The sequence below is a fragment of the Afipia sp. GW822-FHT03D08 genome, assembly GCF_058801645.1.
On the sequence record NZ_JBXANK010000001.1, the window covers coordinates 695,918 to 722,236 of the forward strand.

The following is a 26,319-nucleotide window of genomic DNA, read 5'->3' on the forward strand; positions in this document are numbered from 1 at the left end:
AATGAGAGCCGGCGAACGGTCATCGCGTTTTCCGGAACAGCGCTCTAGCTGCGCACCACGCGCTACCGGAACTCCCTTATGGATGAAGTGATCAAGGCAAACCGCAAACCGTCAGCCGGATCGAACTCGCGGGCCATTACGATTCGCGGCGCGCGCGAGCACAATCTCAAGAATATCGACCTCGCCATTCCGCGCGACAAACTGGTCGTCTTCACCGGCCTGTCAGGTTCCGGGAAATCCTCCCTCGCCTTCGACACCATCTACGCGGAAGGCCAGCGCCGCTACGTCGAATCGCTATCGGCTTACGCCCGTCAGTTTCTGGAAATGATGCAGAAGCCGGACGTCGATCAGATCGACGGCCTGTCGCCAGCCATTTCCATCGAACAGAAAACGACCTCCAAGAATCCCCGATCAACCGTGGGTACGGTCACAGAGATCTACGACTACATGCGCCTGCTCTGGGCGCGCGTCGGCATTCCCTATTCACCGGCGACGGGGCTCCCCATCGAAAGCCAGACCGTGTCGCAAATGGTGGATCGCGTGCTCGCGCTGCCCGAAGGCACCCGCCTCTACCTGCTGGCGCCGGTCGTTCAGGGCCGTAAGGGCGAGTACCGCAAGGAATTTGCCGAGTATCTCAAGAAGGGATTCCAGCGGATCAAGGTCGACGGCAAGTTCTACGAACTGGCGGACGCGCCGACACTGGATAAGAAATTCCCCCACGACATCGACGTCGTGGTCGATCGTATCGTCGTGCGTCCCGATATGGCGCAGCGGCTTGCCGAATCGTTCGAGACCGCTCTGAAACTCGCCGAAGGCCTGGCCGTCGTCGAATTCGCCGATGCACCCGCAAGCGACCCTGCGTCGGAGAAGAAAGCGGAAAAGAAGACCGCAAAGATCCACGACAAGAGCGGACCGGAGCGGATTCTGTTCTCGGAGAAATTCGCCTGTCCGGTCTCCGGATTCACGATCCCGGAAATCGAGCCGCGCCTGTTTTCGTTCAACAACCCTTACGGTGCCTGCCCGAAATGCGGCGGCCTCGGCGTCGAACAGCATATCGATGCCGAACTGGTGATCCCGGACAAGGAACTAACCCTGCGCAAGGGCGCGATCGCGCCGTGGGCAAAATCGTCATCGCCTTACTACGTGCAGACCCTGCAAGCGCTGGGGAAGTTCTACAAGTTCACACTCGACACCAAGTGGAAGGATCTGCCGAAGAAGACGAAGGACGCAATTCTGTTCGGCTCCGGCGATGACGAAATCAAGTTTTCCTATGAGGATGGCGTTCGGTCCTACGACACCAAGAAGCCGTTCGAGGGCGTGGTCACCAATATCGAGCGACGCTTCCGCGAAACCGAAAGCGAGTGGGCGCGGGAAGAACTCGGCAAATACTTCAGCGACGTTCCGTGCGAAGCGTGCCACGGTTATCGCCTGAAGCCGGAAGCGCTTTCCGTCAAGATCGGCGGCAAGCATATTGGCGAAGTCGCCGAGCTTTCGGTTCTGCGCGCCGGGGAATGGTTCGAGAACGTTCCCAAGCAGTTGAACAAGCAGCAGAACGAGATCGCGACGCGCGTGCTCAAGGAAATTCGCGAGCGGCTGTCGTTCCTGCTGGACGTCGGCCTGAACTACCTCACGCTGTCGCGATCATCCGGGACCTTGTCGGGCGGCGAAAGCCAGCGTATCCGCCTCGCCTCGCAGATCGGCTCCGGCCTGACCGGCGTGCTCTACGTGCTGGACGAACCTTCAATCGGGCTGCACCAGCGCGATAACGCACGCTTGCTCGACACGTTGCGGCGGCTGCGCGATCTCGGCAACACGGTCATTGTCGTTGAGCACGACGAGGATGCCATCGAAACCGCGGACTATGTGGTGGACGTCGGCCCAGGTGCCGGCATGCATGGCGGCAACATCGTCGCCCAGGGCACACCGCAACAGGTGAAGAGCAATCCGAAATCGATGACCGGAAAGTATCTCACCGGTGAAATGTACGTGCCGATTCCCGAGCGCCGGCCGCCTAATCACCGCCGGACCATCAAGGTCGTCAACGCGCGCGGCAACAACCTCAAGAACGTGTCGGCGGAAATCCCGCTCGGGCTTTTCACCTGCGTCACCGGCGTCTCGGGCGGCGGCAAATCCACGCTGCTGATCGATACGCTGTACAAATCCATTGCGCGCAAGCTCAACAATGCCTCGGAAGGTCCCGCTCCGCATGATCGCATCGAGGGGCTCGAGCATATCGACAAGATCATCGACATCGACCAGTCGCCCATCGGGCGGACGCCGCGCTCAAATCCCGCAACCTACACCGGCGCCTTCACGCCGATCCGAGAATGGTTCGCCGGTTTGCCGGAATCCAAGGCGCGCGGTTATGAGCCGGGCCGCTTCTCGTTCAACGTGAAGGGCGGGCGCTGCGAGGCCTGTCAGGGCGACGGGGTCATCAAGATCGAGATGCACTTCCTGCCCGACGTTTACGTCACCTGCGACACCTGCAAGGGCAAGCGCTACAACCGCGAAACCCTCGAGGTGCTGTTCAAGGGCAAGTCGATCGCCGACGTGCTGGACATGACGGTGGAAGAAGCCGCCGAGTTCTTCAAGGCGGTGCCGCGCGTGCGCGAGACCTTCAAGACGCTCCATCGCGTCGGGCTCGACTACATTCATGTCGGCCAGCAAGCGACCACGCTCTCCGGCGGCGAAGCGCAACGCGTCAAGCTCGCCAAGGAACTCAGCAAGCGTGCAACCGGGCGGACGCTCTACATTCTCGACGAGCCCACAACAGGCTTGCATTTCCATGATGTCGCGAAACTGCTGGAAGTGCTGCATGAGCTGGTCGCTCAAGGCAATACGGTGGTCGTCATCGAGCACAATCTCGAGGTTATCAAGACCGCGGACTGGGTGATCGATCTCGGCCCGGAAGGTGGTGACGGCGGCGGAGAAATCGTCGCTTGGGGACCGCCGGAGGACATCGTCAAAGCGCCGCGCAGTTACACCGGGAAATTCCTCGCGCCGGTTCTGAAGAAGGGCCGCGCCGGAAAAATTCACGACACCGGCGAGGCCGCGGAGTAAAGCGGTCTCTCGCTGCCCGGAAGGAGCCGTTACCTTACCCCGGTGCCCTTGCATCGCTGACAGGTAACGACCTTGTCGCCTTTCTTAAGCAGGCCCTTGCCTTCGCAGTTTTTGCACTTCTGCTTCTTCTTGATGTTCGGGCCCTTCTCATTCGCCATGACGTTTTCCAATATGATGCGTTTCGATGAGCGAAGAAAATGGCTCGCCTGATTACAATCGTCAGGCCACCTTCGCGTTGGGGCGCGATCATAGCATGGTCCCGCAGGGATCCGATTAAGTAAAAACGGCGCACGGATCACACCGCGCGCCGTTCGTTCTGCGGGTTGACCACATCATCCTGACGCGAAAGCGAGAAGCGTCAGGCGAAAGACATCATTGCCCGTGGTTGGCAAGCTCCTGGTCTGTCAGATTCCAGTCCTGCCACAACTTCAGAACCGCCAGCAGGAATACAACGCCACCGATGCCGGTGTGCCAGAACCTGAGGATGCCGCTGCCCGAATAGCCCAGCAGGTACGGCGCCGCGATCAGCCAGAGACCGAGCGCCATCTCACCTGCCTCCTCCCAGCGCTGGAGCGCGATGTACTCCATCTGGGCAAGGCCAAATACGAAAACGCCCGCAAGAACCGTGCACAGGATCGCGAATCCCGGCTCCGACAGCGTACCAAACCCGTAATTTGGCTGTCCCGTAAGCCAGGGCGACAGCACGATCAGCAGGCCCAACAGCATGCCGAACCAATCTTCCCATTTGCGATGAGTGTCGAAAAACCGAAAACCAGACATGTAAGACCTCCATTGAAAGAGGCATACGTCGGCGGGCCTGGTGTCGTCACATTCCGACTTGAAGACGACCATTCGGCCGCATCGGAGTATGTCCATCTCTAAACGTATGAAACCCCGGGGTTCCTGCAAGGTCCCAAGGACGGAATTTGTTGCTTCACCGGCGTATGAGGTGCGGTGCGGCGGACGGCTCGCCTTGCCCCATGGAATGTTGATAGACTCGCCGAATCTGACACCCCGAAGCGGACGCCGACAATGACCGATGTACGGAACAACCCTGCCAAGAAGCGCTACGAACTCGACGTCGAAGGTCATATCGCGGCGACCTATTACGAACTGTCTGATGGCGTAATCACGTTTGTCCACACCGAAGTACCGGAGGCGCTCGGAGGCCGAGGCATCGGTTCGAAACTCATCAAGGAAACGCTCGATCAGGTGCGCGCCTCCGGGCTGAAAGTCATCGCGCAATGCCCTTTCGTGAAGGCGTACATCGGCAAGCATCAGGAATACGCCGATCTCCTGAAGTAAGTTCGCACCACACAGTCAACAGCAGAACGCAGGCGCCATGGATCAAGGCATCGTCCGCAACAACAAATCCCTCAACCGCTACGAACTCGATGCAGACGGCGCGACCGCATTTGCTGACTATCGGCTGGCGCCGGGAAAGGTGATCATCACCCACACCGAAACGCCTCGCCCGTTGCGTGGCCGCGGCATCGCCTCAAAGCTGGTGCAAGGCACGCTGGAGCAAATCCGCGCCGACGGCCTGAAGGTTGTGGCGGGATGCGGTTTCGTCGTGGACTATCTGGAGAAGCATCCAGAGTTCGCGGACGTTGTGGCTTAGTCCACTCGTCGATCGAAAAAAAAGCCCGCCGGACGGCGGGCTTTTTATTTGCTCGACAGCGAACCGTGCCGCTCGAACAGCGTCAGACGATCTTGATCGACATATCCGGCAGGCCCTCCAGTTTGCAAAGGATGACGTCACCTTTCACAACCGGTCCGACATTCTCCGGCGTGCCGGAATAGATGATGTCGCCGGCCTTCAGCTCGCAGGCCTCGGACAACTTCGAGATTTGTTCGGCCACACTCCAGATCATGTTGCTGAGGTCGGAGCTCTGCTTCACCGTTCCGTTCACGGCGAGCGAGATCGCGCCTTTGGCAAAATGGCCGGTCTTGGTCACGGGGTGAATCGGGCCAATCACGGCGGAATTATCGAAGCTCTTGCCGATCTCCCACGGTTTCTTCTGGTCACCCATCGCGCGCTGAAGATCGCGGCGCGTCATATCGAGACCGAGCGCGTAACCGTAAACGCACTCGAGTGCCTTCTCCGGCGAAATATTGGAGCCGCCTGATTTCAGCGCGGCGACCAGTTCGACTTCATAGTGATAGTTCTTGGTCAGCGGCGGATACGGATGGTCTGCAACCGTTCCGATCGCGACGTTCTGGATCGCGTCGGTCGGCTTCTGAAAAAAGAACGGCGGCTCACGAGTCGGATCGGATCCCATCTCGCGCGCATGCGCCGCGTAGTTGCGGCCGATGCAATAGATGCGGCGAACGGGAAAAACCTCTTTCAGACCTACAATAGGGATCGTCGCCTGTGCGACGGGAAAAACTGCCTTCAGGCCGATTTCGGCGCTTGCCGTCTCGCTAAGTGCTGCCGTGCCGGCAAGGGCTGCCGCTCCGCCAGCCAGGATGTGTCTGCGGTTGAGTTTGGTCATGGTCGTTTCCCGTTTGCTTTGTTGGCTTTGGCGCACTTGCCGCTCGTGAACTCGCGGCAGCGAACAACGGTTCGGAAGCGCTGGTATTTTGTATGCCGACGACGACGATTTGAACAGAGGCCTCGTGCGCAAACGCAAGTGTGCGGCGCAACGAAAAAGGCCCGCCAATGGCGGGCCTTTCCAAATCCGGCACAAGGTCGCTGGATTAGTGCTTGAGATCGTCCGGCAGCTTGCCGCCGTTCGCAGCAAGCTTGGTCATGACCTGCTTGTGCAGCCAGATGTTCATCTTGGCCGAGTCGTTGGTGTCGCCATCATACTTCAGTTCCTTCGCAAGCTCCTTGCGAGCGGACAGGCTTGAATCGATGTCGAGGGCCTTCATCAAATCCACGATCGACGTGCGCCATTCGAGCTTTTCACCCTTGGCAGCAACGGCCTTGTCGAGAATTGGCGCGACATCCACCATGGGGACGCTGCCGCCACCGCCTGCAGCCGATCCAGCACCGCCGGCGGGCTCAGCAGCTTCGGCCTTTGTGCCGAAAATCGCGCCCATGATCTTTCCAAAAATGCTCATATGTAAAACTCCCGATAGCCCGTCGATTGACTGGTGGATCTGATTGGCGCTTCCCCGCTCCGGCAGCACCGCACCGGTATCACGCAAGAGTGTAGACGGCTGGTCAGGGCTTGCCAATGCAGCAGCTCAACATTGCGCCGCGGCGATTTGAATTAAAGCTGTCAAAAAGACGCCACAATGACTCGGATGTGACGACACTGATTGTTTGCAAAACGAGAATCCGTCTCGTTCCCTTGCAGAACCTTGCTCCATCTGCTCGCTTATACATTGCAGGCGATCGTGATGTTTCCGCAGATGAACTTTGACCAGCACTGCATGCTCAGTCCGTCAGGCATGGTTGCCTGCCGCGCCGCGGTTTGGCATGGATGCACGCCTCAAGGCGTGCATCAGAAGACGGTTCATGTTCGACGCAGTGGTTTTTGCAGGCGGTGGCAACCGCTGTTACTGGCAAGGCGGCTTCTATGAGGCTGCGGCTGCACGTCTTGGCCTGTCACCGAAACTCGTGGTCGGGGCAAGCGCTGGTGCATTTGCGGCAGCCTATTCGTTGCTCGAAGCCGGACCGGCTACCCGCGCGCGCGTGATAGGTGCCTGCGACCCGAAACTGAAAAATTTCGATTTCGCCGCGTGGCGCGCGGGCAAACCACTTTGCCCTGTCGGTCCGATGTTCCGCGAACTCCTAGAACAGACCATTGACGCGAAAGCCTTCAGTCGGCTTCAGAACATGACCGACTTTCGGATCGCAGTCTCGCGGTTACCGCGCGGGCTGTCCCCACCGATCGGCGCGGCCATTGGTATCGGCGTGTATCAGTTGGAGAAGCAGCTTTTTCATCCGGTGCACCCGCGGTTCGGGCGCGCGCTTGGTTTCAGGCCAGAGTTCGTCGCGGCAGGCTCCATGAACGACCCGCAACAGCTTCGCGAGGCACTAATGGCCAGCAGCGGCGTTCCGCCATTCATGCCGGTCACCAATGTCGCGGGGCGGCCGGCCTTCGATGGCGGGCTCGTCGATAACGTTCCGGTTGAGCCGCTGGCGCCGATTGAGGCCGCCGGAGGCCGCTCGCTGGTGCTGCTCACCCGTGTCTACCAGACAATCCCACAGGTGAACGGACGCATCTACGTGCAGCCCTCGCAAAAGATCGGCGTCGGGCAATTCGACATCCGAAACCCGGACGGCATCCGGGATGCCTACGAACTCGGCCTTAAGGACGGCGACGCTTTTGCCTCCTCGCTCAATCGATGAATCCGGTCTGACCCGGAAAGCGACACGTTTTAGCCGCGGTTGCGCGCGAGATTCGCGGTAGGCTCATGTTCGCAGCAGGCGTTCAGATGACCGTTGGCTTTCTCCCACGCGCGGCCTTCGCCGCCTTTATCGTCCTTGTGCCGGCTTCATGGGCATCCGCTGCGACATGCGGCACCGGCAGTTTCGAGAGCTGGCTCGATAACTTTAAAAAGGAAGCCGCGGCGGAAGGAATCTCCCAGCAGGCAATCTCCCAGGGGTTGAACGGCGTCACCCTCGACAACACCGTCCTCTCGCGCGATCGGTCGCAGCATGTCTTCCGCCAAAGCTTCGAGGAGTTTTCCGGCCGGATGGTGCCGCCGCGATTGGCCGTGGGCGCCAACAAGATGAAGCAGTTCGGGTCGGTGTTGTCCCGCATCGAGCAGCGCTATGGCGTTCCCGGCTCCGTTCTTGTCGCGATCTGGGGGCTCGAGACAGATTACGGCGTCAATATCGGAAAATTTCCGACCATTCGCTCCGTCGCAACGCTTGCTTACGATTGCCGGCGCTCCGAAATGTTTCGCGCGGAGTTGAAGGATGCCCTGCGCATTGTCGATCAGGGCGATCTGTCACCCACAGACATGCGCGGTGCCTGGGCCGGCGAAATCGGGCAAACGCAGTTTATGCCCTCGTCCTACATCAAATTTGCCGTCGACTTCGACGGCAACGGACGGCGCGATCTGCTGCGAAGCGCACCCGATGTGCTGGCCTCAACCGCAAACTTCCTTGCCAGTCACGGCTGGAAGCGCGGTCAGCCCTGGGATCCGGGCAGCGAGAATTTTGCGGTGATCCAGCAGTGGAACAAAAGCGAAGTCTACTCGAAGACAATCGCCTATTTCGCGAACCAGCTTGATCGCGCTCCCTGACCGATGATGCGGCAGCAAAGTTACTGCCGCATCACCACACCCTGGTTGTCAGTGCTTATGAGCAGGCTCGCTGGTTGCTCCCATCGCATTGACGTCGAAACTGACGTCGAGCTTGCCCGCCTTTTCGAACGTCAGCGTGGCCTTCAGCTTGTCGCCCTGCTTCAGCGGCTGCTTAATGTCCATGAACATCATGTGGAAGCCGCCGGGCTTAAGTTCGACGGTCTCGCCGGGCTTGATGGTCAAGCCGTCAGTCAGCGGCCGCATCTTCATCACCCCGTCGGTCATCGACATCTCGTGAATCTCCACGCGGTCGGCACCAGCCGAGATCGCGCTGACAAGACGGTCGGCAGACTTGCCGTTGTTGGTGATCTTGAGATAGCCGCCGGCAATCTTGGCGCCGCCCGGCGTCGCGCGAGTCCATGGCGCGGCGACGACCAAATCACCGGCCTTGAAGGTGTCACTGCCTGACTTGGGCGCTGCCATCTTCCCATGGTCCATCTGACTGTGATCCATTTGCGCCTGCGCAACTGTCGCCGTATCGGCAACGATCCGCAGCACGGGAGCCGGTGATTTCAGGCTGTGTGGATTCTGCCCTTCTGACGCGATCTGATCCCAGCGAACCTCACCCTTGGCGCATTGCTGGACCGTGGGGAATGCAATCGCCTGCCCCGATGGAAAATCCGTGATGAAGCTGGTGAACACGAACTCGTCGTAGTTGTCGTCCGCCAGCGATCCGCCCGACCAGACGATCTCCTTTGGACCTTCGGCAACGGTCTTGCCATGGCTCTGGTATGACTTGGCGTAGGCGCCACGGGTAATGCTGAGGGTCCATCCGGCCTTCGGCATCGGCTTTACGCCGATGACACCTTCCGGAATCTGGACACGGACGGTCTGCGTGGCCGCGCCATCGCAGCCGTGAGGTACCTGGAACACTGCCTTGTAGTACGTGTTGGCGCGCGCCTCTCCGGTCGCGAGCGTCACATGGGCGGATGCAGATTGTTGCGAAGCGATGACAGCGGCTGCCGTCAGGCCAGCGCCGGTCAGCAGCCGCTGAAGGCCGCGGAAGTTGATAATCATGTTGTCCTCGAATGATGCTGAAAGAGAGTTCTGAACGAAGGTCTCAAGTCAGCTTCGGCGGAGCCCTTGCCGAAAAAGCCAGTTGCCGTTCAATTTCCGGCAGCGCCAACTGCCGGGAAGCTGACATTCGCACATAGGCTGTGGCGTGCGTCCGGAGCACCATGCGATCGGGTGGTGCAACGATCTGACCCGCCAGGCAGGCGCTAAAGCAATCGTGAGGCGCGCTCGGCTGGCCTGGCTCAGTCCCGCCCGGAGTTATCTTGCCAGAGCAAATGGCGCTGACGCCGCCCGCTACCCCGGCCGCGGCCTGCGCGCCGCTCCAGACCACCAGGAGAGCCTGAATCACCATCGCCTGCGACAGCGCAAGGGTCAGGAGCAACCGGCAAACTGAATAGCGATCTCGCATCCAGCGGCTATGCCACGCCGTCGGTTGGACGTCCACAATTCGGCGTACCGCACCTTGGGTCCCGGGATACATCGGTCGGGATCGGCATGATAAAATGAATTATTGTTCGCTATTAGTAGATACTCGGAACTATACGTGAGTAGCCGTACGAAGCTTTCGGTGCCATTTATCCAACACATGGCTTAGCGTAGCTACTTATTCCAATACCGTCGTGCCGGGCGGACCAGAATTTATGTCTCCTTTGCGTCAACTCAATGAAATACAGAGCTAAAATCGGCTTCTGCACGAAGACAGGCCGATTAAGTCTGAACAATCTTAGCTGAAAGATTAATCACTCCTTACTCTAGATATGCGCTGTACGATTAGCTGCATCGCAACATTTGCGGTGTTGCAGCGCAGAATCGTCCCCTATATTCAGTTTCAACGATGATGCTACTCCAAGAGCTGAATCGGGATTACGAAGGAGACTAACTATGCTGCTCTCATTTATCCGCGCTATCCAGGCGTTCCGTGACTATCAGCGCAATGTCGCTGAGCTGTCCCAGTTGAGCGATCGGGAACTGGCCGATATCGGACTCGATCGGTCCGACATCCAGCGGGTCGCAGCGGGCGCCTACAACGGCTAAACGCCGCGAACTGCATCACGAACGGATTACGCCCGCATCTTGCGGGCGTTGTCGTATCTGGCGCACGACACAGACGGCCGCCCCGGCATCAAGCGTTGCGTCGGGGTCCTGTGAGCTTTAGTTGTGAGCCATGACAGCTCACACCAATCATGAAAAAGACGCCGTCCACGTGATCGGCGGCGGACTGGCCGGCTCGGAAGCCGCGTGGCAGATCGCCAATGCCGGCGTCAACGTCGTGCTGCACGAGATGCGCCCGGTCCGCACGACCGATGCCCATCGCACCGACAGCCTTGCCGAACTCGTCTGTTCCAATTCGTTCCGCTCCGATGACGCGGCCAATAACGCCGTGGGCCTGCTGCACGCGGAGCTGCGCAAGCTGAACTCCCTCATCATGCGCAGCGCCGACGCCAATCAGGTGCCCGCAGGCGGCGCGCTTGCGGTGGACCGCGACAGCTTTTCGGCAGCCGTCAGCGCAGCGCTCACCGCACATCCGAAAATCGAAATTCGCCGCGAGGAAATCGCCGGATTGCCACCCGCCGAATGGCAGAACGTGATCGTCGCGACCGGCCCGCTGACATCCCCTGCGCTCGCCGACGCGATCCGGGGACTGTCCGGCGAAGATGCTCTCGCCTTCTTCGATGCGATTGCGCCCATTGTTCATCGCGACAGCATCAACATGGACGTCGCGTGGTTTCAGTCGCGCTACGACAAGGTGGGCCCCGGCGGCACCGGCGCCGACTATCTCAACTGTCCGATGACACGCGAGCAATATGACGCTTTTGTCGACGCGCTCATAGCGGGCGAGAAAACCGACTTCAAGGAATGGGAAAACAACACGCCTTACTTCGACGGTTGTCTGCCGATCGAAGTGATGGCCGCGCGCGGCCGGGAAACGCTTCGCCATGGGCCGATGAAGCCGGTCGGACTGACCAACCCGCGCGATCCCACGGTCAAGCCATATGCGATCGTCCAGCTTCGACAGGATAACAAGCTCGGCACGCTCTACAATATTGTCGGCTTCCAGACCAAACTGAAACACGGCGCGCAGACCCACGTACTCCGCGCCATTCCAGGCCTTGAGAACGCGGAATTCGCGCGGCTCGGCGGCCTGCATCGCAACACGTTCCTGAACTCGCCGAAACTCCTCGATCCGCAATTGAGACTGCACGCCCAGCCACGTCTGCGGTTCGCGGGACAGATGACGGGCTGCGAAGGCTACGTCGAATCCGCAGGTATCGGTCTGCTCGCAGGGCTGTTCGCAGCGGCGGACATCAAGCGCAGCAGCATCGCGCCACCCCCGCCAACAACCGCCCTCGGCGCACTGCTCGGCCACATCACCGGCGGCCATATTGAAACCATCGACGCCGGGCCGCGCTCATTCCAGCCGATGAACATCAACTTCGGACTGTTTCCGCCGCTGGCGTCGCCGCCGACCAAGAAGCCGGACGGCACGCGGCTGCGCGGTAATGAAAAGACAATCGCGAAGAAGCAGGCGATCAGCGCGCGCGCGCTGTCGGATCTTGATCGCTGGATCGCAGATATGCTCCATGTAGCTGACGCGGCGTAAATTTTGTTCATGTCCCACTGAATCCCTGGCCTCACCGGTCAAATGGCAAATCGGTGACGAACTTCGCTGCAAAAGGGCGAAGTGGCGACGAAATGACGGCGAGCAACTGGATCAGGATTCAGCGCGCGGATGACGCCGGAATTCTCTTGACACGTATTCTTCGAACGACCTTTAAACATGCTAGATGAACGGTTCGGCGCGACAACGCGACCCTCGATATGCTATCGCGCGGCGAAGCCGGTGACGGCAGACACCACCTGACCATCCTGACCGGCGAAGCCATGATGAGCCTGAGCCTCACACGGGTTGCATGTGCTCTGGCCACCATCAAGCCACGTGACCCGCGCCTTGCCGCTGGCCCAGTCAAGAATCGGAGCGAGCCCTGGCGCAGAGTCTTAACGCAACCATCTGCCGATGATACACGACTAGCCTGGCGGCAACGCAGTTGGCGATCCGAGCGTGTTCATGGCGTTGTCGGAATTGCCCGAGGCATTGCTGAGAAAGCCGGACGTACGTACCTCAACAGATTCGCGTCCAAAACGTGGGGGATCGGCTACAAAACGATTGTTATTTTTCGTGCGTGTGCGCGCCGAACGTGCTAGTGGGGCCTATTGGAGATCCCGCATGAGTCAGTTTACTCAGGCCGTTAAGCGCTTGAAGCTTCTACGTGATATTTCCCGCAACGATGGCTCGATCTCCGTGACCTATCAAACGGTGATGATCGAAACGACATCAACGTGCAATCTCGACTGCCCGATTTGTCCAGCGCGGCGCTCAGAGAACATTATCGAGCGGGCAAACAAGCAGATTAAGCTTGAAGACGTTCGGCGCATTGTCGATCTCACGCGAGACATGACTGAAAGTTACTGCCTCAACATGTGGGGGGAGCCGCTTCTTCACAAAGAATTTCGCGAGATTCTCGAGTATGTTTCATCGGCGGGAAAGCGCATCTGGTTTTCGTCAAATCTAAATTACAGCCCGCGGCTGGCTGAGATGCTGACGGAATTCCCTCTTCTTAACATCATCTGCTCGCTCGATGGGTGGGACACCGAAAGCTACGCCGAGTATCGTTGGGGTGGCCGCTTCGATGTAGTTCGTAAAAACCTGGCGATCCTCGCGAAGGGCAAGTGCAAGATTTATCCACAGTACCTTGTGACACCGAACGATCCAGAAATGGAGTTGCGGAAACAGCGATTTGTCGATTTCGTAAAGACCGTGGTCGGATCGACCGAGAATGTATATTTCAAGAACAAGCAGATCGACATTCGCAACGACCCCGGCGTGATCGCACCGGGCCGATGCTCGTCCATGTATGCGGGACTTTATTTCAATTCGGACGGCTGTCTTCAGCCTTGCTGCACGAACGTGCGAAGCGACCTGTTCATGGGCCATATATCGTCATTTACGTCGGAGCAATTGATCAACGGTCAAGCGGTAAAGTCCCGGCGCAGAGATATCAGGCGCGACAAGAACCAGTTCGAAAGCTGCAAGTCCTGCGCCGGCGAAGATCACCAGAAACTAATTCTTAAAACCTTTGCAACGCGTTTTGTTGAGTTGTTCGTCAAACAAGATCGGCTGCCTGGAACCTCAAAGAGTCTATAAGACGCCCACTTCGCGGTGAGGTAATTCCGTTCTCGGGTTCTCACGCCTTGAACGGCTTCGCACTGGCCGCGCGCCAGGTCGTCCAGAGGATGCCCAGCCGCGATAGCAACGGCGGCGCGAACGGCTCGGATGATTCAAGCCGCGTCAGATTTTTTCCGATGACCGCAAGCGGAAGAAATGCAGCACGCGCGGAAAGCGGCGCGCTGGCAAGCATCGCTATCGCCTGCTGCAGTTGGGAGGCGGCCTCGCGGCGCAGATGCGCCAGCGCCTCCTTGAGCGGCTGGCTGGCCTGCCGCAGAAAGAACTCTTCGGCGATCACGCCGTGAAGGTTCATCAGATCGCCTGGCAGATAAAGCTGACGGCGCGCGGCGTGGCGCGGCATCGCCAGCATGACATCGACCAATCCTTCCGCAATGCCGGCATGTTCGGCGATGCGTACGGCCTCCGGTGAATTCAGGCCCAGCACCTTTGCACGCAAGCCGTAGAGCGCCGCCGATGTATCCCGGCAATGTGCCTCCAGCGCGGCCATGTCAGGCATGGGATCGTCATAGACATCGAACACATGGGCGTCGATCAGGCGCACGAAGGCCTCGATCGGCAGATTGTGGTGCGTAATCGCCCGCAACAATTCCGCCGCGACAGGATTGGCCTCAGCCTCCCCGCGAGACCCCTCCCCCCCACCAGTCAGAACATCGCGCCACCATTGCAGCCGGATTTCACCGGGCAATGGCTGGCTGACGTGATCGCGGACATGAGCGACTTCGGCATTGAACGCCGCCAGCGCAAGCCAGGCCCGCCGCGCTTCCGGCGATACGAACAGGCTTGCGGCATAGGTTCTGAAATCCCGCGCGCGCACCAGATCGGCGCAAAACGCTGCGGCGTCATTGCTGGGTGCGTTGCTCATGGCACGGCAATCAGCGCCGCCGCGACGCGCCGCCGTTCGCCCATCATGACGTTGTAGGTGCGGATCGCGGGCCCCGTCTGCATGGTGTCCAGTACGATATGGACCTGCCGCAGCGCATTGCGCAGCGGCGCGGGGGCGATCCAGACACCGCTTCCCGTCCCGATCAGCAGCGTATCGATGTCATTGGCATGCTCGAACACGCGTTCCAGCGAATACCGGTCGATGTCCTTGGGGTCCGTGACCGGCCACGCCCAGATCGCATCCGGCAGGCACAGCAGCGAGCCACGATGCGACATGTCGGCGAACCGAAAACCGCCGTTGCCGTAGGCTTCGATCGGCGCTGACCGCGGAAGGTGCAGTCCTTCGGGCGCGTGATTACTCGATTTCTGAAGTTCGTGATCCATCTCACCACCGCCTGCAATAAGGTGGCCCTACCTTCGTCATTGCGAGCGAAGCGAAGCAATCCATCTTGACCATAACAAGAGTGGATTGCTTCGTCGCAAGGGCTCCTCGCAATGACGATTACGGCTTCGACGGCTTGTCCTCGCCGCCCCGGTTTTCGCCGACGCCGAGATAGATCAGGATCGGCGCTGCGATGAAGATCGACGTATAGGTGCCGACCAGAACCACGCCGAACGTCATCGTCGCCGCGAAGCTGTGGATCGCCTTGCCGCCGAACAGCAGCAGCGCAAGCAATGCCAGCGTGACCGTGACGTGGGTAATGATCGAGCGCGACAGCGTCGAGTTGATCGACGTGTTGAGCAGTTCCGGCATCGGCATTTTTTTGTACCGCCGCAGCATTTCGCGAATGCGGTCATAGATGACGACCGTGTCGTTCAGCGAATAGCCGAGAATGGTAAGCAGCGCCGCGATGCTGGTCAGGTCGAATTCGATCTGGGTGATCGACATGAAGCCGAGCGTCAGCACGATGTCGTGGACGTTGGCGATCATCGCGCCCAGCGAGAACTGCCACTCGAACCGGAACCAGAGATAGATGAAGATGCCCGCGATCGCGAGCATCAGGCCGACCGTGCCGTAGGCGAGCAGTTCGCTCGAAACGCGCGGACCAACGACTTCGACACGGCGATACTCGACGCTGTCACCGAAGAGCTGACGAACCTTCTGCACCGCAGCCTGCTGCGCCTGATCGCCGCCCGGCTGCTCGGCGATACGGATCAGAACGTCGGAGGGACCGCCAAACTGCTGAAGCTGGACGTCGCCGAAATTCAGCGTCGTGAGCTGCGCGCGCAATGCCGCGATGTCGGCGGGGCCGGACTTGGTCTGGATTTCAAGCAGCGTACCGCCCTTGAAGTCGATGCCGAAATTCAGCCCGTGGACGAAATACAGGCCGATGGCCAGCAGCGACAGCAACGCGGAAATCGGAAAGCTGATGCGGCGGAAGCGCATGAAGTCGAACTTCGTATCGTCCGGGACGATGCGAAGCGCGGGGATCACGCCATAGATGCTGAGGCCTGTCAGAACGACAATGAAGATGGCGAGTGCGACGATGATGGTATGAGTCACGGCTTATACAATCCTCAAATCGGCACGGTCTTGGGCCGCTTCCACGCCACCCACATCGCAACAATCAGCCGGGTCACGGTGAAAGCCGTGAACACGGTGGTCAGAATGCCGATGCCGAGGGTCACGGCGAAGCCGCGCACCGGTCCGGTGCCGATGTAGAACAGCACTGCCGCCGCGATGAACGTTGTGATGTTGGAGTCCAGAATGGTCGCGAGCGCGCGCGTGAAGCCCGCATCGATGGCGGAGATCGCGGTTCGCCCGGCGCGCAATTCCTCGCGGATGCGCTCATAGATCAGCACGTTCGAGTCGACCGCAATGCCGACCGTCAGCACGATGCCGGCGATGCCGGGCAGCGTCAGCGTGGCGTTGAGCAGCGACAGGATGCCGAAGATCATGGCGACGTTGATCGCGACCGCGACGTTGGCGAAGAAGCCGAACAGCCGGTAGGTCAGCAGCATGAATACGATGACCAGCACCGAGCCGACATAGGACGCGAGTTCGCCGGCGGCGATCGAGTCCTGTCCGAGTCCCGGCCCGACCGTGCGCTCTTCAATGATGGTCAGCGGCGCAGGCAGTGCACCCGCGCGCAGCAGGATCGCCAGATCGTTGGCGCCCTGCACCGTGAAGCTGCCGGAAATCTGGCCGGAGCCGCCGGTGATCGGCTCACGGATGACGGGCGCGGAAATCACTTCGTTGTCGAGAACGATGGCGAACGGCTGTCCGACGTTCTCAAGCGTGGCCTGCGCGAACTTGCGCGCACCCGATGTATTGAAGCGGAAGCTGACGATCGGCTCGCCGGAGCGCTGGTCGAAGCCGGGCTGCGCGTCGGTCAGGTCGCCGCCCGAGACCAGCACCTGCTTCTTGATGACATAAGGCACCTTCGGCGAGGATGCGCTCATCAGGACTTCAGAGTCCGGAGGGACCCGCCCCTGCTGCGCCTGATCCGCCGGCACCGTCGTATCGACCATGCGGAAGTCGAGCTTCGCGGTCTTGCCGAGCAGTTCCTTGAGGCGGGTCGGGTCCTGCAGGCCAGGCACCTGCACCAGAATGCGGTCGACGCCCTGACGCTGGATCAGCGGCTCGACGGTTCCCAGTTCATTGATGCGGCGTTCGACGATCTGGATCGACTGCTCGACCGACTGGCGGATGCGTTCCGTGATCGCGGCCGGAGGAACGGTCAGGCGGATCAATCCCCCGCCGGCATCGCTGACTTCGACGCTGCGCTGGCCGCTCGAGCCGAGCAATCCGCCGAGCGGCTGCGAGAGTTCGCGCAGCTTGGCGAGCGCAGCGGTCAGATCTGTATCCTTGACGCGGACCTCGACGCTTTCGCCGCGAACCGCAAGGCCCGTGTAGCCGATCTTGGCGTCGCGCAGCGTGCGCCGCACGTCATCGCGAACCTGATCGAGCTTGTCCTTCTTGACCGAGTTGGAATCGACTTCGAGCAGGATGTGCGAACCACCCTGCAAGTCGAGACCGAGTACGACATGACGCTGGGCCCACTTCGGCCAGCTCTTGACGGTCGCTTCGGGGAAGAAGTTCGGAACCGCGCAAAGGCAAACGATCAAGGCGGTCAGGATGACCGCCAGTGCCTTCCACCGCGTGAAATACAACATCGATGTAAGTCCGTCAGATTGATGAAACCGCGGCGATCAGCGCGTCAGCTCGCGGCTGTCTCTTCCTTGGAATCCTTGGCGGGCTCGCCTTTGGTGCGAACGCCCGAGATCATCCCACGCATCTGACGAATGCGCACGCCGTCGGCGATTTCGACTTCGATCTGGTCGTCATCGACCACCTTGGTCACCTTGCCGACAAGGCCGCCATTGGTGACGACGGTATCGCCGCGACGGATGTTCTTCACCAGCTCCTGATGGTCCTTCAGCTTCTTCTGCTGCGGCTTGAGGATCAGGAAGTACATGATGACGAAGATCAGCGCGAACGGCAGCAACGACATCAGCATGCTGTTGGTGTCAGCGGCACCGGCAGCCTGAGCAAAGGCAGGAGTAATGAACATACGAAAAGTCCTCGGGAAGGCGCCCGCCATCGGGCGAAACGCGTCGTGTTGTGGCCGTTTTGGCCGAATTTGCGCGGACTATAGCGGCCAGCGTCCCAATTGCAACGGGACCGGAGGTGACGATTTTGCCATGCATTTGTGGCGCTTGCGGGTATTGGCGCGCCTCGCTAAGGGTGCCTCCCAAGGGGGCTGAATCATGTCCAAAAAACCCAGTAAAAAGGCCTCTCGGGCCGCCGCGAAGGCACGTCCCGGCAAGGCGATCAAAACCGCGACAAAACGCCCTGCCGCAGCAGCCGAAACCGAGACCGGACGCATCGCGCGGGCGCTCGAGAGCATCGCCGCGAGCCTGAACGCATCCGCGGCCAAGCCGTCGAGCGCTGATTCCCTCAAAAGCGCCGCTGCGTTCGTCTGGCAGCCCAACGGCCGACTGGTACCGGTTCCGAAAGTGAACCGCGTCGATCTCGGCCTGCTGCGGGGAATCGACCGGATGCGCGACATCCTGATCGAGAACACCGAGCGCTTCGCCAAGGGCCTTCCTGCCAATAACGCCCTGCTCTGGGGCGCGCGCGGCATGGGCAAGTCGTCGCTCGTGAAGGCGGCACATGCCAGCGTGAACGCCATGCCCGAAGTGAACGGCCGGCTGAAGCTGATCGAAATTCACCGCGAGGACATCGAGAGCCTGCCGCTTCTGATGTCGCTGCTGCGCGAGTCGGATTTCCATTTCATCGTGTTCTGCGACGACCTGTCGTTCGACGGCAACGACGCGTCCTACAAGTCGCTCAAGGCGGTGTTAGAGGGCGGCATCGAAGGCCGGCCCGAGAATGTCATCCTCTATGCGACCTCGAACCGCCGCCACCTGCTGGCGCGCGACATGATCGAGAACGAGCGCTCGACCGCTATCAATCCGAGCGAGGCCGTCGAGGAAAAGGTCTCGCTATCGGACCGTTTCGGCCTGTGGCTCGGCTTCCACAAGTGCAGCCAGGACGAATATCTCGAGATGGTCCGCGGCTACTGCAAGCACTTCGGCGTCAGGATGGCTGACGATCAGCTCACGCGCGAAGCCCTGGAATGGTCGACCACACGCGGATCGCGCTCGGGCCGCGTCGCCTGGCAGTTCACGCAGGAAATCGCCGGACGGATGGGCGTGAAGCTGGCGGCGAAATAGCGTCTCGCAACATCCCCGCAAAGAAAAACCCCGGCCTCGCAGCCGGGGTTTCGTTTTGGATTCTGACGGCGGCGATCACGCGCCGTTCAGGAATTGAAGCGGGTCGACGGCTGAAGATCCCTTGCGGATCTCGAAGTGAAGCTGCGGCGACCCCACCTCTCCCGTCTGACCCGATTTGGCAATGATCTGGCCGCGCTTGATCGTATCTCCGCGCTTCACCATCAGTTCACTCGCGTGGGCATACGCGGTGACATAACCGTTGGAGTGCCGCACCAGGATCAGATTGCCATAACCCTTGAGTTCGTTGCCCGAGTAAGCAACCACGCCGTCTTCCGCGGCCTTGACCGGCGTGCCTTCGGGAACGGCGACATTGATGCCGTCGTTCTGTTTACCGTTGTTCTTCGCGCCGTAAGCGGCGATGACGCGTCCACGCACCGGCCAGCGGAATGTCGGCAAGGCATTGGTCGCATCAGCGGCCTTTACAGGCGACGCTTCAGGCAGGTCGGCCGCAGGGGCTTCAGCGGCGACGCGCGCCTTCTGCTGAGGCTCGGCGGATGCAACAGTCACCGGCTTTGCAGCAGGCGCAGGCGCGGCAACCGCAGGTTTCGGTGCTTCCGCGACAACCTGCGGCGCCGGTGCTGCCGCGACGGCCTTGCCGCCGGGAATGTTGATCTTGGAGCCGATCTTGAGCTGGGTCGTAACCGGAATGTTGTTGGCCGCGGCAAGCTGCGCGGGTGCGATGTTGTGACGGCGCGAGAGGTTCATCAGCGTGTCGCCTGACTTGACGACATGAACGCTTGCGGGAAGCGCAGCAGCAACCTTCGTGCCCGGCGCGGTCGACAGCGCCGGCGGAGCGGCCTGCGCCATGCGGCGCGGAATGACGAGCTGCTGCCCCGGCTGAAGGACGCGAGGTCCGCCGTAGCCGTTCGCTTTCAGGATTTCGGATGACGGAACATTGTAGCGCTTCGAGATGACATCGAGCGTGTCGGCGGTGCCGACGATGATCGTGGTGCCGCCTTCGCGGCTCCATCCTGAGGTCGCGGCAACGGAGCGTGGCGCAACCGATGCGGTGGTTTCGATCGGCGAAGACGACGGAGGCGCGTAGGACGCCATGCCCCTGCCACCGCCTGACGTACCGACAGCGGCCGGTGCAGACAACGGCGCGGAGATGACCGGAGCAGAATGCGGGCGCGCGTATTGCGGAAGCTCGCGGGGCTGCTGCTGATAGGATTCCTGCTGCGGGTGAGCCTGATACGGCGCGCCGCGATAATTGCTCGGGACCGAGCCGGTCGCGTCCGCACTGCGCGACGCAAACGGGTTGGAGAACGATGTATCGGAGAACCGTGTCGAGGTATCGGCGCTACATCCGCCAAATCCGACAGAGACGAGCGCCAGAACCACGAAATGCGGCGCGTGACGCGAGTTGATCAACTCGACAAAGCGGGACATGGTTACTCACTCGTACGCAACTAACACAAATTTGAGTAAACACAGTCCGAGTAAATAACTCTTTAAGGCTCGAATTCCGCCTTACTTCCTAACGCGTAACGCCGCTCATAACTCGCGCGCAATGCCGGGCAGCGCCGGCACGAAACGCACCGCGACAAGCTCCTCCTGATCGAAGCTGTCGCCGTTCCGGACCATGCGGATCAGCACCTGCCGGTCGTCCACTGGCCCAACAGGAGCGATCAGAATGCCGCCCGGCTCCAGCCGCCCGAGCAGCGCGTCGGGAATTTCCTCCATCGCCGCGGTCACGATGATCCGGTCGAACGTGCCGAGCGTTTCCGGCAGGTCGAATCCGTCGCCGAGCTTCACATCGACGTTGCGGCAACCGAGTTCGGTCAGGACCAGCTTCGCGCGATCCGCCAGCGTGCGAAACCGCTCCAGCGACACCACGTCACGGCACAACTTCGAGAGGATCGCGGCCTGATAGCCCGAGCCCGTCCCTATCTCCAGGACGCGGTTTTCCGGCCTCAGATCGAGCTGTTCGGTCATGTAGGCCACGACGAACGGCTGGCTGATGGTCTGCCCGCAGGCGATGCCGAGAGCGGTGTCGCGGTACGCGTAGGCGCGGTCCATCGCCGTCACGAACAGTTCGCGCGGGACATCCTCCATCGCTTTCAGCACGGCCTGATTGCTGATACCGCGCTGCCGCAAGTTCAACTGAAACATCATCTTGTCGTGCGGCGTGGGCTGGGACGACGGCATGCGTGATCAACGTTGAAAACGGGAACGGGCTGTATACGACGCATGCTCTGACAGGAGTCGCGGCATGCACCACCTTCGTGTTAGCAATCCAGATACGTTTTGCGCAATAACCGCCTACAGCCCAAGCGTGCCGAGACCCTCATGACGCTCCCCCTTCCCGAACCATTTCACGCCTCCTTTGCCGGATTGGAGGAGCAGATCCTCTCCGCCGGGTCGGACAACAGCTTTCATCAATGTTTCGGCTGCGGGCCATCGCATCCCACGGGCCTGCATGTCCGCACTTTCAGGACAGACGAAGGCGTTGCCTCGCCGATTCTCATTTCGCGACAATACGAAGGGCCTCCGGGGGCCGCTCACGGCGGCATTGTCGCCGCCTATCTCGACGAGGTGCTGGCAGCCACGGTTCTCCGGTTCGCGGGGCGGCTGGGCGTGACCGGCGAATTGACCATTCGTTACATGAAGCCGGTGCCGACCGAGACGCCGATCGTCGGGCGCGGGTCGCTGGTTGCCGACCACGGCCGCTATGTGGATGTCGAAGGCCGGTTGGAAAACCTCAGCACCGGGGTCGTGCTGGCGACCGGACGGGGCCGGTTTTTCCCGTTGCCCGCATGAAAACGGCTCTTTTGCCTGCCGGATCAAGTTCCTCCCCGTGGAACTTTGCCCCCTTGGCTGTGAACTTGTGCGCTCAATAGTTATATGGTTCCACTAGCAAAGCAGTCCAGATTTGTCGTTTGGGGAACGAATGCCGGGCAATTTCAAACCAGGATCGCGCACGTCGGTTTTGCTCGTCGAGGACGAAGTCATGATCCGCATGATGGTTGCCGACATGTTGGAGGAGCTTGGCTATACGATTGCCGCTGAAGCGGGCGACATCGACGAAGGCGTCAGACTCGTTCAAGCCACCGATTTTGACATCGCTATTCTCGACGTGAACGTCAACGGCAAGGTGATTACGCCTGTTGCCGAAGCCGTTCAGATGAGCGGCAAGCCGTTCGTGTTCGCAACCGGCTATGGCGCACAGGGCCTGCCGGAAAAATTCCGCGACCGCCCGACACTGCAAAAGCCCTTCCAGATCGAAACGCTCGCGCGCACCATCGAGACCGTGCTGAAGGGCATCGCGGCATAGAGCGCGGTCGCCCCGACAACCTCAACGTGAGGAGCGAGGAGCAATCTCCTCGGTCGTCCCGGCCAAGGCGGGGACCCATAATCCCTGAGCCAAACCAATTAGGAAAAAGCCCGACAGCTTCTTCCTTCGCTCTATCTGCATAGAGGGGTGATGGGTCCCGGCCTTCGCCGGGACGACGCAGAGAATTACTTCAGAACGCCTTTCAGCTTTTCCGAAAACGCCTCATCGGTGCGATCGAGCCGCAGCGGCGTGACCGAGACGAGTTTAGCAGCGAGGGCCGCGAGATCGGTCCCCTCCGCCGGCACTTCCAGCATCGCCGAGCGCTCGAAGCCGATCCAGTAATACGGATTGCCGCGCCCATCCTGGCGGCTGTCGATCTTGAGAAAGCCCAGATTGCGCTTGCCCTGCCGCGTGACCGCGATGCCCTTGACCTCGTCGGGCATGCAGGACGGAAAGTTGACGTTGATGACGGTGTTGCGCGGCACGCCGAGTTTCATCACGTTGCGGATCACATCGGGGCCGAACTTCAGCGCCGTATCCCACAGCGGCTTGGTGCGCGTCTCCATGGAGAATTCCTGAGACAGTGCGAACGAGGGCAAACCAAGGATGGTGCCTTCGAGTGCGCCGGCGATGGTGCCCGAATAGACAACGTCTTCGGCGACGTTGCGGCCCTTGTTGACGCCGGACAGCACGATGTCCGGCTGCTTGTCCTTGAGGATATGCCGCGCGCCCATGATGATGCAGTCGGTCGGCGTGCCGCGCACAGCGAAGTGGCGCGGCCCGACTTCGCGCAGGCGCAGTGGATCGTTCAGCGACAGCGAATGCGAGACGCCGGACTGGTCGAGTTCGGGCGCAACCACCCAGACGTCATCGGAAATCTGCCTTGCGATTTCCTCGATGACTTTCAGTCCCGGCGCGTGAATGCCGTCGTCGTTGGTGCAGAGAATTCGCATGTTATTTTTCTTCCCTAGCGATCACTTTGAGGCCGCGCATATACGGCTGCAACGCATCCGGCACGGCAATCGAGCCGTCCTCCTGCTGATAGGTTTCCATCACGGCGATCAGAGCGCGGCCGACCGCCGTGCCCGAGCCGTTGAGCGTGTGCACGAAGCGCGGCTTGCCGTCCGGCCCCCGCGAGCGCGCATCCATACGCCGCGCCTGGAAGTCGCCGCACACCGAACATGAGGAGATTTCCCGGTACATGCCGCCCTCGCCCTGCCCCGGCATCCAGACTTCGATGTCGTAGGTTTTCTGCGACGCGAATCCCATGTCGCCGGTGCACAGCGTCATCACGCGATAATGCAGATCGAGTTTCTTCAGAACCTCTTCGGCACACGACAGCATGCGCTCGTGTTCGTTCCTCGACTCTTCCGGCGTCGTGATCGAGACCAACTCAACCTTGGTGAACTGATGCTGGCGGATCATGCCGCGCGTGTCGCGTCCCGCAGCGCCCGCTTCCGCGCGGAAACACGGCGTCAATGCGGTCAGGCGCATCGGCAGTTCTTTTTCGTCGAGGATGGATTCGCGAACGAGATTGGTCAGCGGCACTTCGGCGGTGGGGATGAGCCAATAGCCCTGTCCTTCAGCGTCAAGCGAACCGGCCGCAAACTGATCGTCACGAAACTTTGGAAGCTGCGCGGTGCCAAACATCGCATCGTCGCGCACCAGGAGCGGCGGATTGACCTCGGTGTAGCCGTGTTCGCCAGTATGCAGATCGAGCATGAACTGGCCGATGGCGCGCTCCAGCCGCGCGAGGCCTTTCTTTAAAACGACGAAACGAGCGCCGGATAGCTTCGCCGCCGTCTCGAAGTCCATGAACTTGAGACCTTCGCCAAGCTCGACATGCTCCTTCGGCTTGAACGCGTAAGTGCGCTTCGCGCCGTAGTGATGATGCTCGACATTGCCGTGCTCGTCGGCGCCGTCCGGCACTTCATCAAGCGGCAGGTTGGGAATCTGCGCGAGTTCCTTGCGCAACTCCTCCTCGACCTGCTTCACCGTCGCTTCAAGCTCGGGAAGTCTGGTCTTGAGTTCGCCGACCTCGGCCATCAGCGCGTCGGCACGCGCGTTGTCCTTGGCCTTCTTCGCCTCGCCAATCTCCTTGGATGCTGCATTACGGCGCGCCTGCGCCTGCTCCGACGCGAGGATCGCAGTACGGCGCTTCTCGTCCAGCGCGATCAACGACGACGACAATGGCTCGAGCCCGCGCCGCTTCAGGGCTGCGTCAAACGCTTCGGGGTTATCGCGTATCCACTTGATGTCGTGCATGGGCAGCTTCCGGTCATAGCCGCTTTTCCGGCCATCTGCGTCAAAATCTGGGTGGGTTAGAACAAGCCACGCAGTGCCGGGTCAAGCCCGGAAACCGCGAATCGAAGGGCATTGCAGCAATGATAGCTGAACAACTGGCACAGGCGGTCATCCCGCGTACCAGACCGAAACGACCGAAAGACCGTCATTCCGAGCAAAGCGAAGCAACCCACTCTTAAGAAAGCTGGATTGCTTCGTCGCTTCGCTCCTCGCAATGACGAGGGAAGCCTGGCTGTCTCTGTCCTACTCCGCAGGCGTCGTGGCAGGCGGTGTCGGCGGCACATCCGCGGGCGGGGTCGTGCCGGTGGCCTGTTTGGCGGCCTTTTTCTCTACCATCGCAACGGCAATGATCGAGCCCTCGTAGAGGATCAGCAGCGGGACCGCGAGCGACATCTGGCTGATGACATCCGGCGGGGTCAGCACTGCGGCGATGATGAATGCCACCACGATGAAATAGCGCCGCTTTTCCTTGAGCTGCTTCGAGGTCAGGATTCCGATCCGCCCCAGCAGCGTCAGGATCACCGGCAACTGGAACGCGATGCCGAACGCGAAGATCAGCGACATCATCAGCGAGAGATATTCGCCGACCTTGGGGAGCAGCGCGATCTGCGCGGTTTCCGCGCCGCCCACCTGCTGCATGCCGAGCGAAAAGCGGATCAGCATCGGCAGCACGAGGAAATAAACCAGCAGCGAGCCGAGCGCGAAGAAGATCGGCGTCGCGATCAGATATGGCAGGAACGCGCCGCGCTCGTGCTTGTAGAGACCGGGCGCGACGAACATGTAGATCTGCGCCGCGATCACCGGAAACGAAATGAATCCCGCGCCGAACATCGCGAGCTTCAACTGCGTCAGGAAATATTCCAGCAGCGCGGTGTAGATGAACTTGGAATTTTCCGGCCCCGCGACCCAGACGAACGGCCACACCAGCACGTTGTAGATCTGCTTGGCGAAGAAGAAGCAGAAGATGAAGGCCAGCGCGAACGCGAGCAGCGCCTTGATCAGCCGCGAGCGCAGCTCGATCAGGTGATCCATCAACGGCGCCTTGGTGGCTTCGATGTCCTCTTGACTCATGACGCTTTGGCGTCCGGTACGGCAGGCTTCGGGGTCTCAACCGCCGGCGCATGTGCCTCGGCTTCGGCGAACGTCGCCGGAGTCGGCGGCTCGGGTGTGGTCGGCGTCATCACCGGCTGGTCGATCTTCATGGCATCCTCGACGTCCTTGTTGAGGGACGTCAGCAGATTGGTCGGCGACAGATCCTTGGCAGCGGATGAGGCGTCATCGAACGTCTTCTTGATGTCCGCCATCTCGGCTTCGCGCATCGCTTCGTTGAACTGGCCCTGGAATTCGGCGGCCATGCGGCGCGCCTTGCCCATCCACTGCCCGACCATGCGCAGCACGCCGGGCAATTCTTTCGGGCCGATGGCGATCAGCGCCACGACGCCGATGACGACCAGTTCACTCCACCCGATATCGAACATGGAAGATTCCGTTTGCGGGGGCTCAATTGCCCCGCACCTCAATCAAGAAAGCGCGG

28 protein-coding genes are annotated in these 26,319 nt (G+C 60.6%); 12 read left to right on the top strand and 16 right to left on the bottom strand.

Features of this window, described 5'->3' with window-relative positions:
- Positions 1-78 precede the first annotated feature (78 nt).
- Positions 79-3,060, top strand: coding sequence for an excinuclease ABC subunit UvrA (gene uvrA / locus AC1RM7_RS03315; protein WP_024919322.1), 2,982 nt, complete (start codon positions 79-81; stop codon positions 3,058-3,060).
- 29 nt (positions 3,061-3,089) lie between these two features.
- Here uvrA and AC1RM7_RS03320 read toward each other — a convergent pair whose 3' ends face one another.
- The gene (locus AC1RM7_RS03320) at positions 3,090-3,218 is read right to left on the bottom strand and encodes a hypothetical protein (protein WP_006020649.1); all 129 of its coding nucleotides are present in this window, start codon (positions 3,216-3,218) and stop codon (positions 3,090-3,092) included.
- A gap of 214 nt (positions 3,219-3,432) precedes the next feature.
- The gene (locus tag AC1RM7_RS03325) at positions 3,433-3,840 is read right to left on the bottom strand and encodes an SPW repeat protein (protein ID WP_024919323.1); all 408 of its coding nucleotides are present in this window, start codon (positions 3,838-3,840) and stop codon (positions 3,433-3,435) included.
- Between the two features lie 252 nt (positions 3,841-4,092).
- Between AC1RM7_RS03325 and AC1RM7_RS03330 the strand changes: the two genes are divergently transcribed.
- Positions 4,093-4,365 (top strand): GNAT family N-acetyltransferase, encoded by a 273-nt coding sequence (locus AC1RM7_RS03330; protein ID WP_006020651.1) that lies wholly within the window; start codon positions 4,093-4,095, stop codon positions 4,363-4,365.
- 37 nt (positions 4,366-4,402) lie between these two features.
- On the top strand, positions 4,403-4,681 hold the full coding sequence (locus AC1RM7_RS03335) for a GNAT family N-acetyltransferase (RefSeq protein ID WP_006020652.1): 279 nt from the start codon (positions 4,403-4,405) through the stop codon (positions 4,679-4,681).
- Positions 4,682-4,763: 82 nt separating this feature from the next.
- Here AC1RM7_RS03335 and AC1RM7_RS03340 read toward each other — a convergent pair whose 3' ends face one another.
- Positions 4,764-5,555, bottom strand: a complete 792-nt coding sequence (locus tag AC1RM7_RS03340; RefSeq protein WP_024919325.1) for a fumarylacetoacetate hydrolase family protein — start codon at positions 5,553-5,555, stop codon at positions 4,764-4,766.
- Between the two features lie 205 nt (positions 5,556-5,760).
- The gene (locus AC1RM7_RS03345; RefSeq protein WP_006020654.1) at positions 5,761-6,126 is read right to left on the bottom strand and encodes a DUF3597 domain-containing protein; all 366 of its coding nucleotides are present in this window, start codon (positions 6,124-6,126) and stop codon (positions 5,761-5,763) included.
- 116 nt (positions 6,127-6,242) lie between these two features.
- Here AC1RM7_RS03345 and AC1RM7_RS03350 point away from each other — a divergent pair, with 116 nt between their 5' ends.
- The 3 genes from AC1RM7_RS03350 to AC1RM7_RS03360 all read left to right on the top strand — a co-directional run bounded on the left by AC1RM7_RS03350 (position 6,243) and on the right by AC1RM7_RS03360 (position 8,265).
- Positions 6,243-6,431, top strand: coding sequence for a hypothetical protein (locus tag AC1RM7_RS03350; protein ID WP_492943874.1), 189 nt, complete (start codon positions 6,243-6,245; stop codon positions 6,429-6,431).
- Positions 6,432-6,526: 95 nt separating this feature from the next.
- The gene (locus tag AC1RM7_RS03355; protein ID WP_024919326.1) at positions 6,527-7,363 is read left to right on the top strand and encodes a patatin-like phospholipase family protein; all 837 of its coding nucleotides are present in this window, start codon (positions 6,527-6,529) and stop codon (positions 7,361-7,363) included.
- Positions 7,364-7,449: 86 nt separating this feature from the next.
- Positions 7,450-8,265 carry a lytic murein transglycosylase gene (locus tag AC1RM7_RS03360; RefSeq protein WP_024919327.1) on the top strand — a complete coding sequence of 272 codons (816 nt, stop codon included), beginning with the start codon at positions 7,450-7,452 and terminating at the stop codon, positions 8,263-8,265.
- 48 nt (positions 8,266-8,313) lie between these two features.
- Here AC1RM7_RS03360 and AC1RM7_RS03365 read toward each other — a convergent pair whose 3' ends face one another.
- Positions 8,314-9,342 (bottom strand): DUF1775 domain-containing protein, encoded by a 1,029-nt coding sequence (locus AC1RM7_RS03365; protein ID WP_024919328.1) that lies wholly within the window; start codon positions 9,340-9,342, stop codon positions 8,314-8,316.
- 879 nt (positions 9,343-10,221) lie between these two features.
- On the opposite strand from AC1RM7_RS03365, the gene AC1RM7_RS03370 reads away from it, so the two are divergent.
- From AC1RM7_RS03370 to AC1RM7_RS03380, 3 genes are all read left to right on the top strand, one after another.
- Positions 10,222-10,374 carry a DUF1127 domain-containing protein gene (locus AC1RM7_RS03370; protein ID WP_002711692.1) on the top strand — a complete coding sequence of 51 codons (153 nt, stop codon included), beginning with the start codon at positions 10,222-10,224 and terminating at the stop codon, positions 10,372-10,374.
- Between the two features lie 130 nt (positions 10,375-10,504).
- On the top strand, positions 10,505-11,941 hold the full coding sequence (gene trmFO / locus AC1RM7_RS03375; protein WP_024919330.1) for a methylenetetrahydrofolate--tRNA-(uracil(54)-C(5))-methyltransferase (FADH(2)-oxidizing) TrmFO: 1,437 nt from the start codon (positions 10,505-10,507) through the stop codon (positions 11,939-11,941).
- A 624-nt stretch (positions 11,942-12,565) separates the two neighbouring features.
- Positions 12,566-13,543: a radical SAM/SPASM domain-containing protein gene (locus tag AC1RM7_RS03380; protein WP_160166470.1), complete on the top strand. Its 978-nt coding sequence runs from the start codon at positions 12,566-12,568 to the stop codon at positions 13,541-13,543.
- A 40-nt stretch (positions 13,544-13,583) separates the two neighbouring features.
- Here the strand turns inward: AC1RM7_RS03380 and AC1RM7_RS03385 are convergent, their stop codons facing one another.
- The 5 genes from AC1RM7_RS03385 to yajC all read right to left on the bottom strand — a co-directional run bounded on the left by AC1RM7_RS03385 (position 13,584) and on the right by yajC (position 17,982).
- Positions 13,584-14,447 (bottom strand): phytoene/squalene synthase family protein, encoded by an 864-nt coding sequence (locus tag AC1RM7_RS03385; RefSeq protein WP_024919332.1) that lies wholly within the window; start codon positions 14,445-14,447, stop codon positions 13,584-13,586.
- A complete protein-coding gene (locus AC1RM7_RS03390) occupies positions 14,444-14,851 on the bottom strand; it encodes an Mth938-like domain-containing protein (protein WP_024919333.1) in 408 nt (135 codons plus the stop codon). The genes AC1RM7_RS03385 and AC1RM7_RS03390 overlap by 4 nt, the downstream gene beginning before the upstream one ends.
- Positions 14,852-14,969: 118 nt before the next feature.
- Complete coding sequence (secF, locus tag AC1RM7_RS03395; RefSeq protein WP_006020662.1) at positions 14,970-15,971, bottom strand: protein translocase subunit SecF; 1,002 nt, start codon at positions 15,969-15,971, stop codon at positions 14,970-14,972.
- Between the two features lie 14 nt (positions 15,972-15,985).
- Positions 15,986-17,584, bottom strand: coding sequence for a protein translocase subunit SecD (gene secD, locus AC1RM7_RS03400; RefSeq protein ID WP_006020663.1), 1,599 nt, complete (start codon positions 17,582-17,584; stop codon positions 15,986-15,988).
- Positions 17,585-17,628: 44 nt separating this feature from the next.
- Entirely contained in the window at positions 17,629-17,982 is a 354-nt protein-coding gene (gene yajC / locus AC1RM7_RS03405) for a preprotein translocase subunit YajC (RefSeq protein ID WP_006020664.1), read from the bottom strand.
- A 196-nt stretch (positions 17,983-18,178) separates the two neighbouring features.
- Between yajC and AC1RM7_RS03410 the strand changes: the two genes are divergently transcribed.
- Positions 18,179-19,147, top strand: a complete 969-nt coding sequence (locus AC1RM7_RS03410; protein WP_024919334.1) for an ATP-binding protein — start codon at positions 18,179-18,181, stop codon at positions 19,145-19,147.
- Between the two features lie 75 nt (positions 19,148-19,222).
- Here AC1RM7_RS03410 and AC1RM7_RS03415 read toward each other — a convergent pair whose 3' ends face one another.
- Entirely contained in the window at positions 19,223-20,596 is a 1,374-nt protein-coding gene (locus tag AC1RM7_RS03415; protein WP_024919335.1) for a peptidoglycan DD-metalloendopeptidase family protein, read from the bottom strand.
- A gap of 105 nt (positions 20,597-20,701) precedes the next feature.
- The gene (locus tag AC1RM7_RS03420; RefSeq protein ID WP_024919336.1) at positions 20,702-21,355 is read right to left on the bottom strand and encodes a protein-L-isoaspartate(D-aspartate) O-methyltransferase; all 654 of its coding nucleotides are present in this window, start codon (positions 21,353-21,355) and stop codon (positions 20,702-20,704) included.
- Between the two features lie 141 nt (positions 21,356-21,496).
- Here AC1RM7_RS03420 and AC1RM7_RS03425 point away from each other — a divergent pair, with 141 nt between their 5' ends.
- Both AC1RM7_RS03425 and AC1RM7_RS03430 read left to right on the top strand, forming a co-directional pair.
- Positions 21,497-21,967 carry a PaaI family thioesterase gene (locus AC1RM7_RS03425; protein ID WP_492838497.1) on the top strand — a complete coding sequence of 157 codons (471 nt, stop codon included), beginning with the start codon at positions 21,497-21,499 and terminating at the stop codon, positions 21,965-21,967.
- A gap of 130 nt (positions 21,968-22,097) precedes the next feature.
- Positions 22,098-22,481 carry a response regulator gene (locus AC1RM7_RS03430; protein ID WP_024919338.1) on the top strand — a complete coding sequence of 128 codons (384 nt, stop codon included), beginning with the start codon at positions 22,098-22,100 and terminating at the stop codon, positions 22,479-22,481.
- A gap of 185 nt (positions 22,482-22,666) precedes the next feature.
- On the opposite strand, the gene surE is transcribed toward AC1RM7_RS03430, so the two are convergent.
- From surE to tatB, 4 genes are all read right to left on the bottom strand, one after another.
- Positions 22,667-23,434, bottom strand: coding sequence for a 5'/3'-nucleotidase SurE (gene surE, locus AC1RM7_RS03435; RefSeq protein WP_006020670.1), 768 nt, complete (start codon positions 23,432-23,434; stop codon positions 22,667-22,669).
- A gap of 1 nt (position 23,435) precedes the next feature.
- Complete coding sequence (gene serS / locus AC1RM7_RS03440; RefSeq protein ID WP_024919339.1) at positions 23,436-24,746, bottom strand: serine--tRNA ligase; 1,311 nt, start codon at positions 24,744-24,746, stop codon at positions 23,436-23,438.
- 282 nt (positions 24,747-25,028) lie between these two features.
- Positions 25,029-25,856 carry a twin-arginine translocase subunit TatC gene (tatC, locus tag AC1RM7_RS03445; protein WP_006020672.1) on the bottom strand — a complete coding sequence of 276 codons (828 nt, stop codon included), beginning with the start codon at positions 25,854-25,856 and terminating at the stop codon, positions 25,029-25,031.
- Positions 25,853-26,263: a Sec-independent protein translocase protein TatB gene (gene tatB, locus AC1RM7_RS03450; RefSeq protein WP_006020673.1), complete on the bottom strand. Its 411-nt coding sequence runs from the start codon at positions 26,261-26,263 to the stop codon at positions 25,853-25,855. The genes tatC and tatB overlap by 4 nt, the downstream gene beginning before the upstream one ends.
- Between the last annotated feature and the right edge of the window lie 56 nt (positions 26,264-26,319).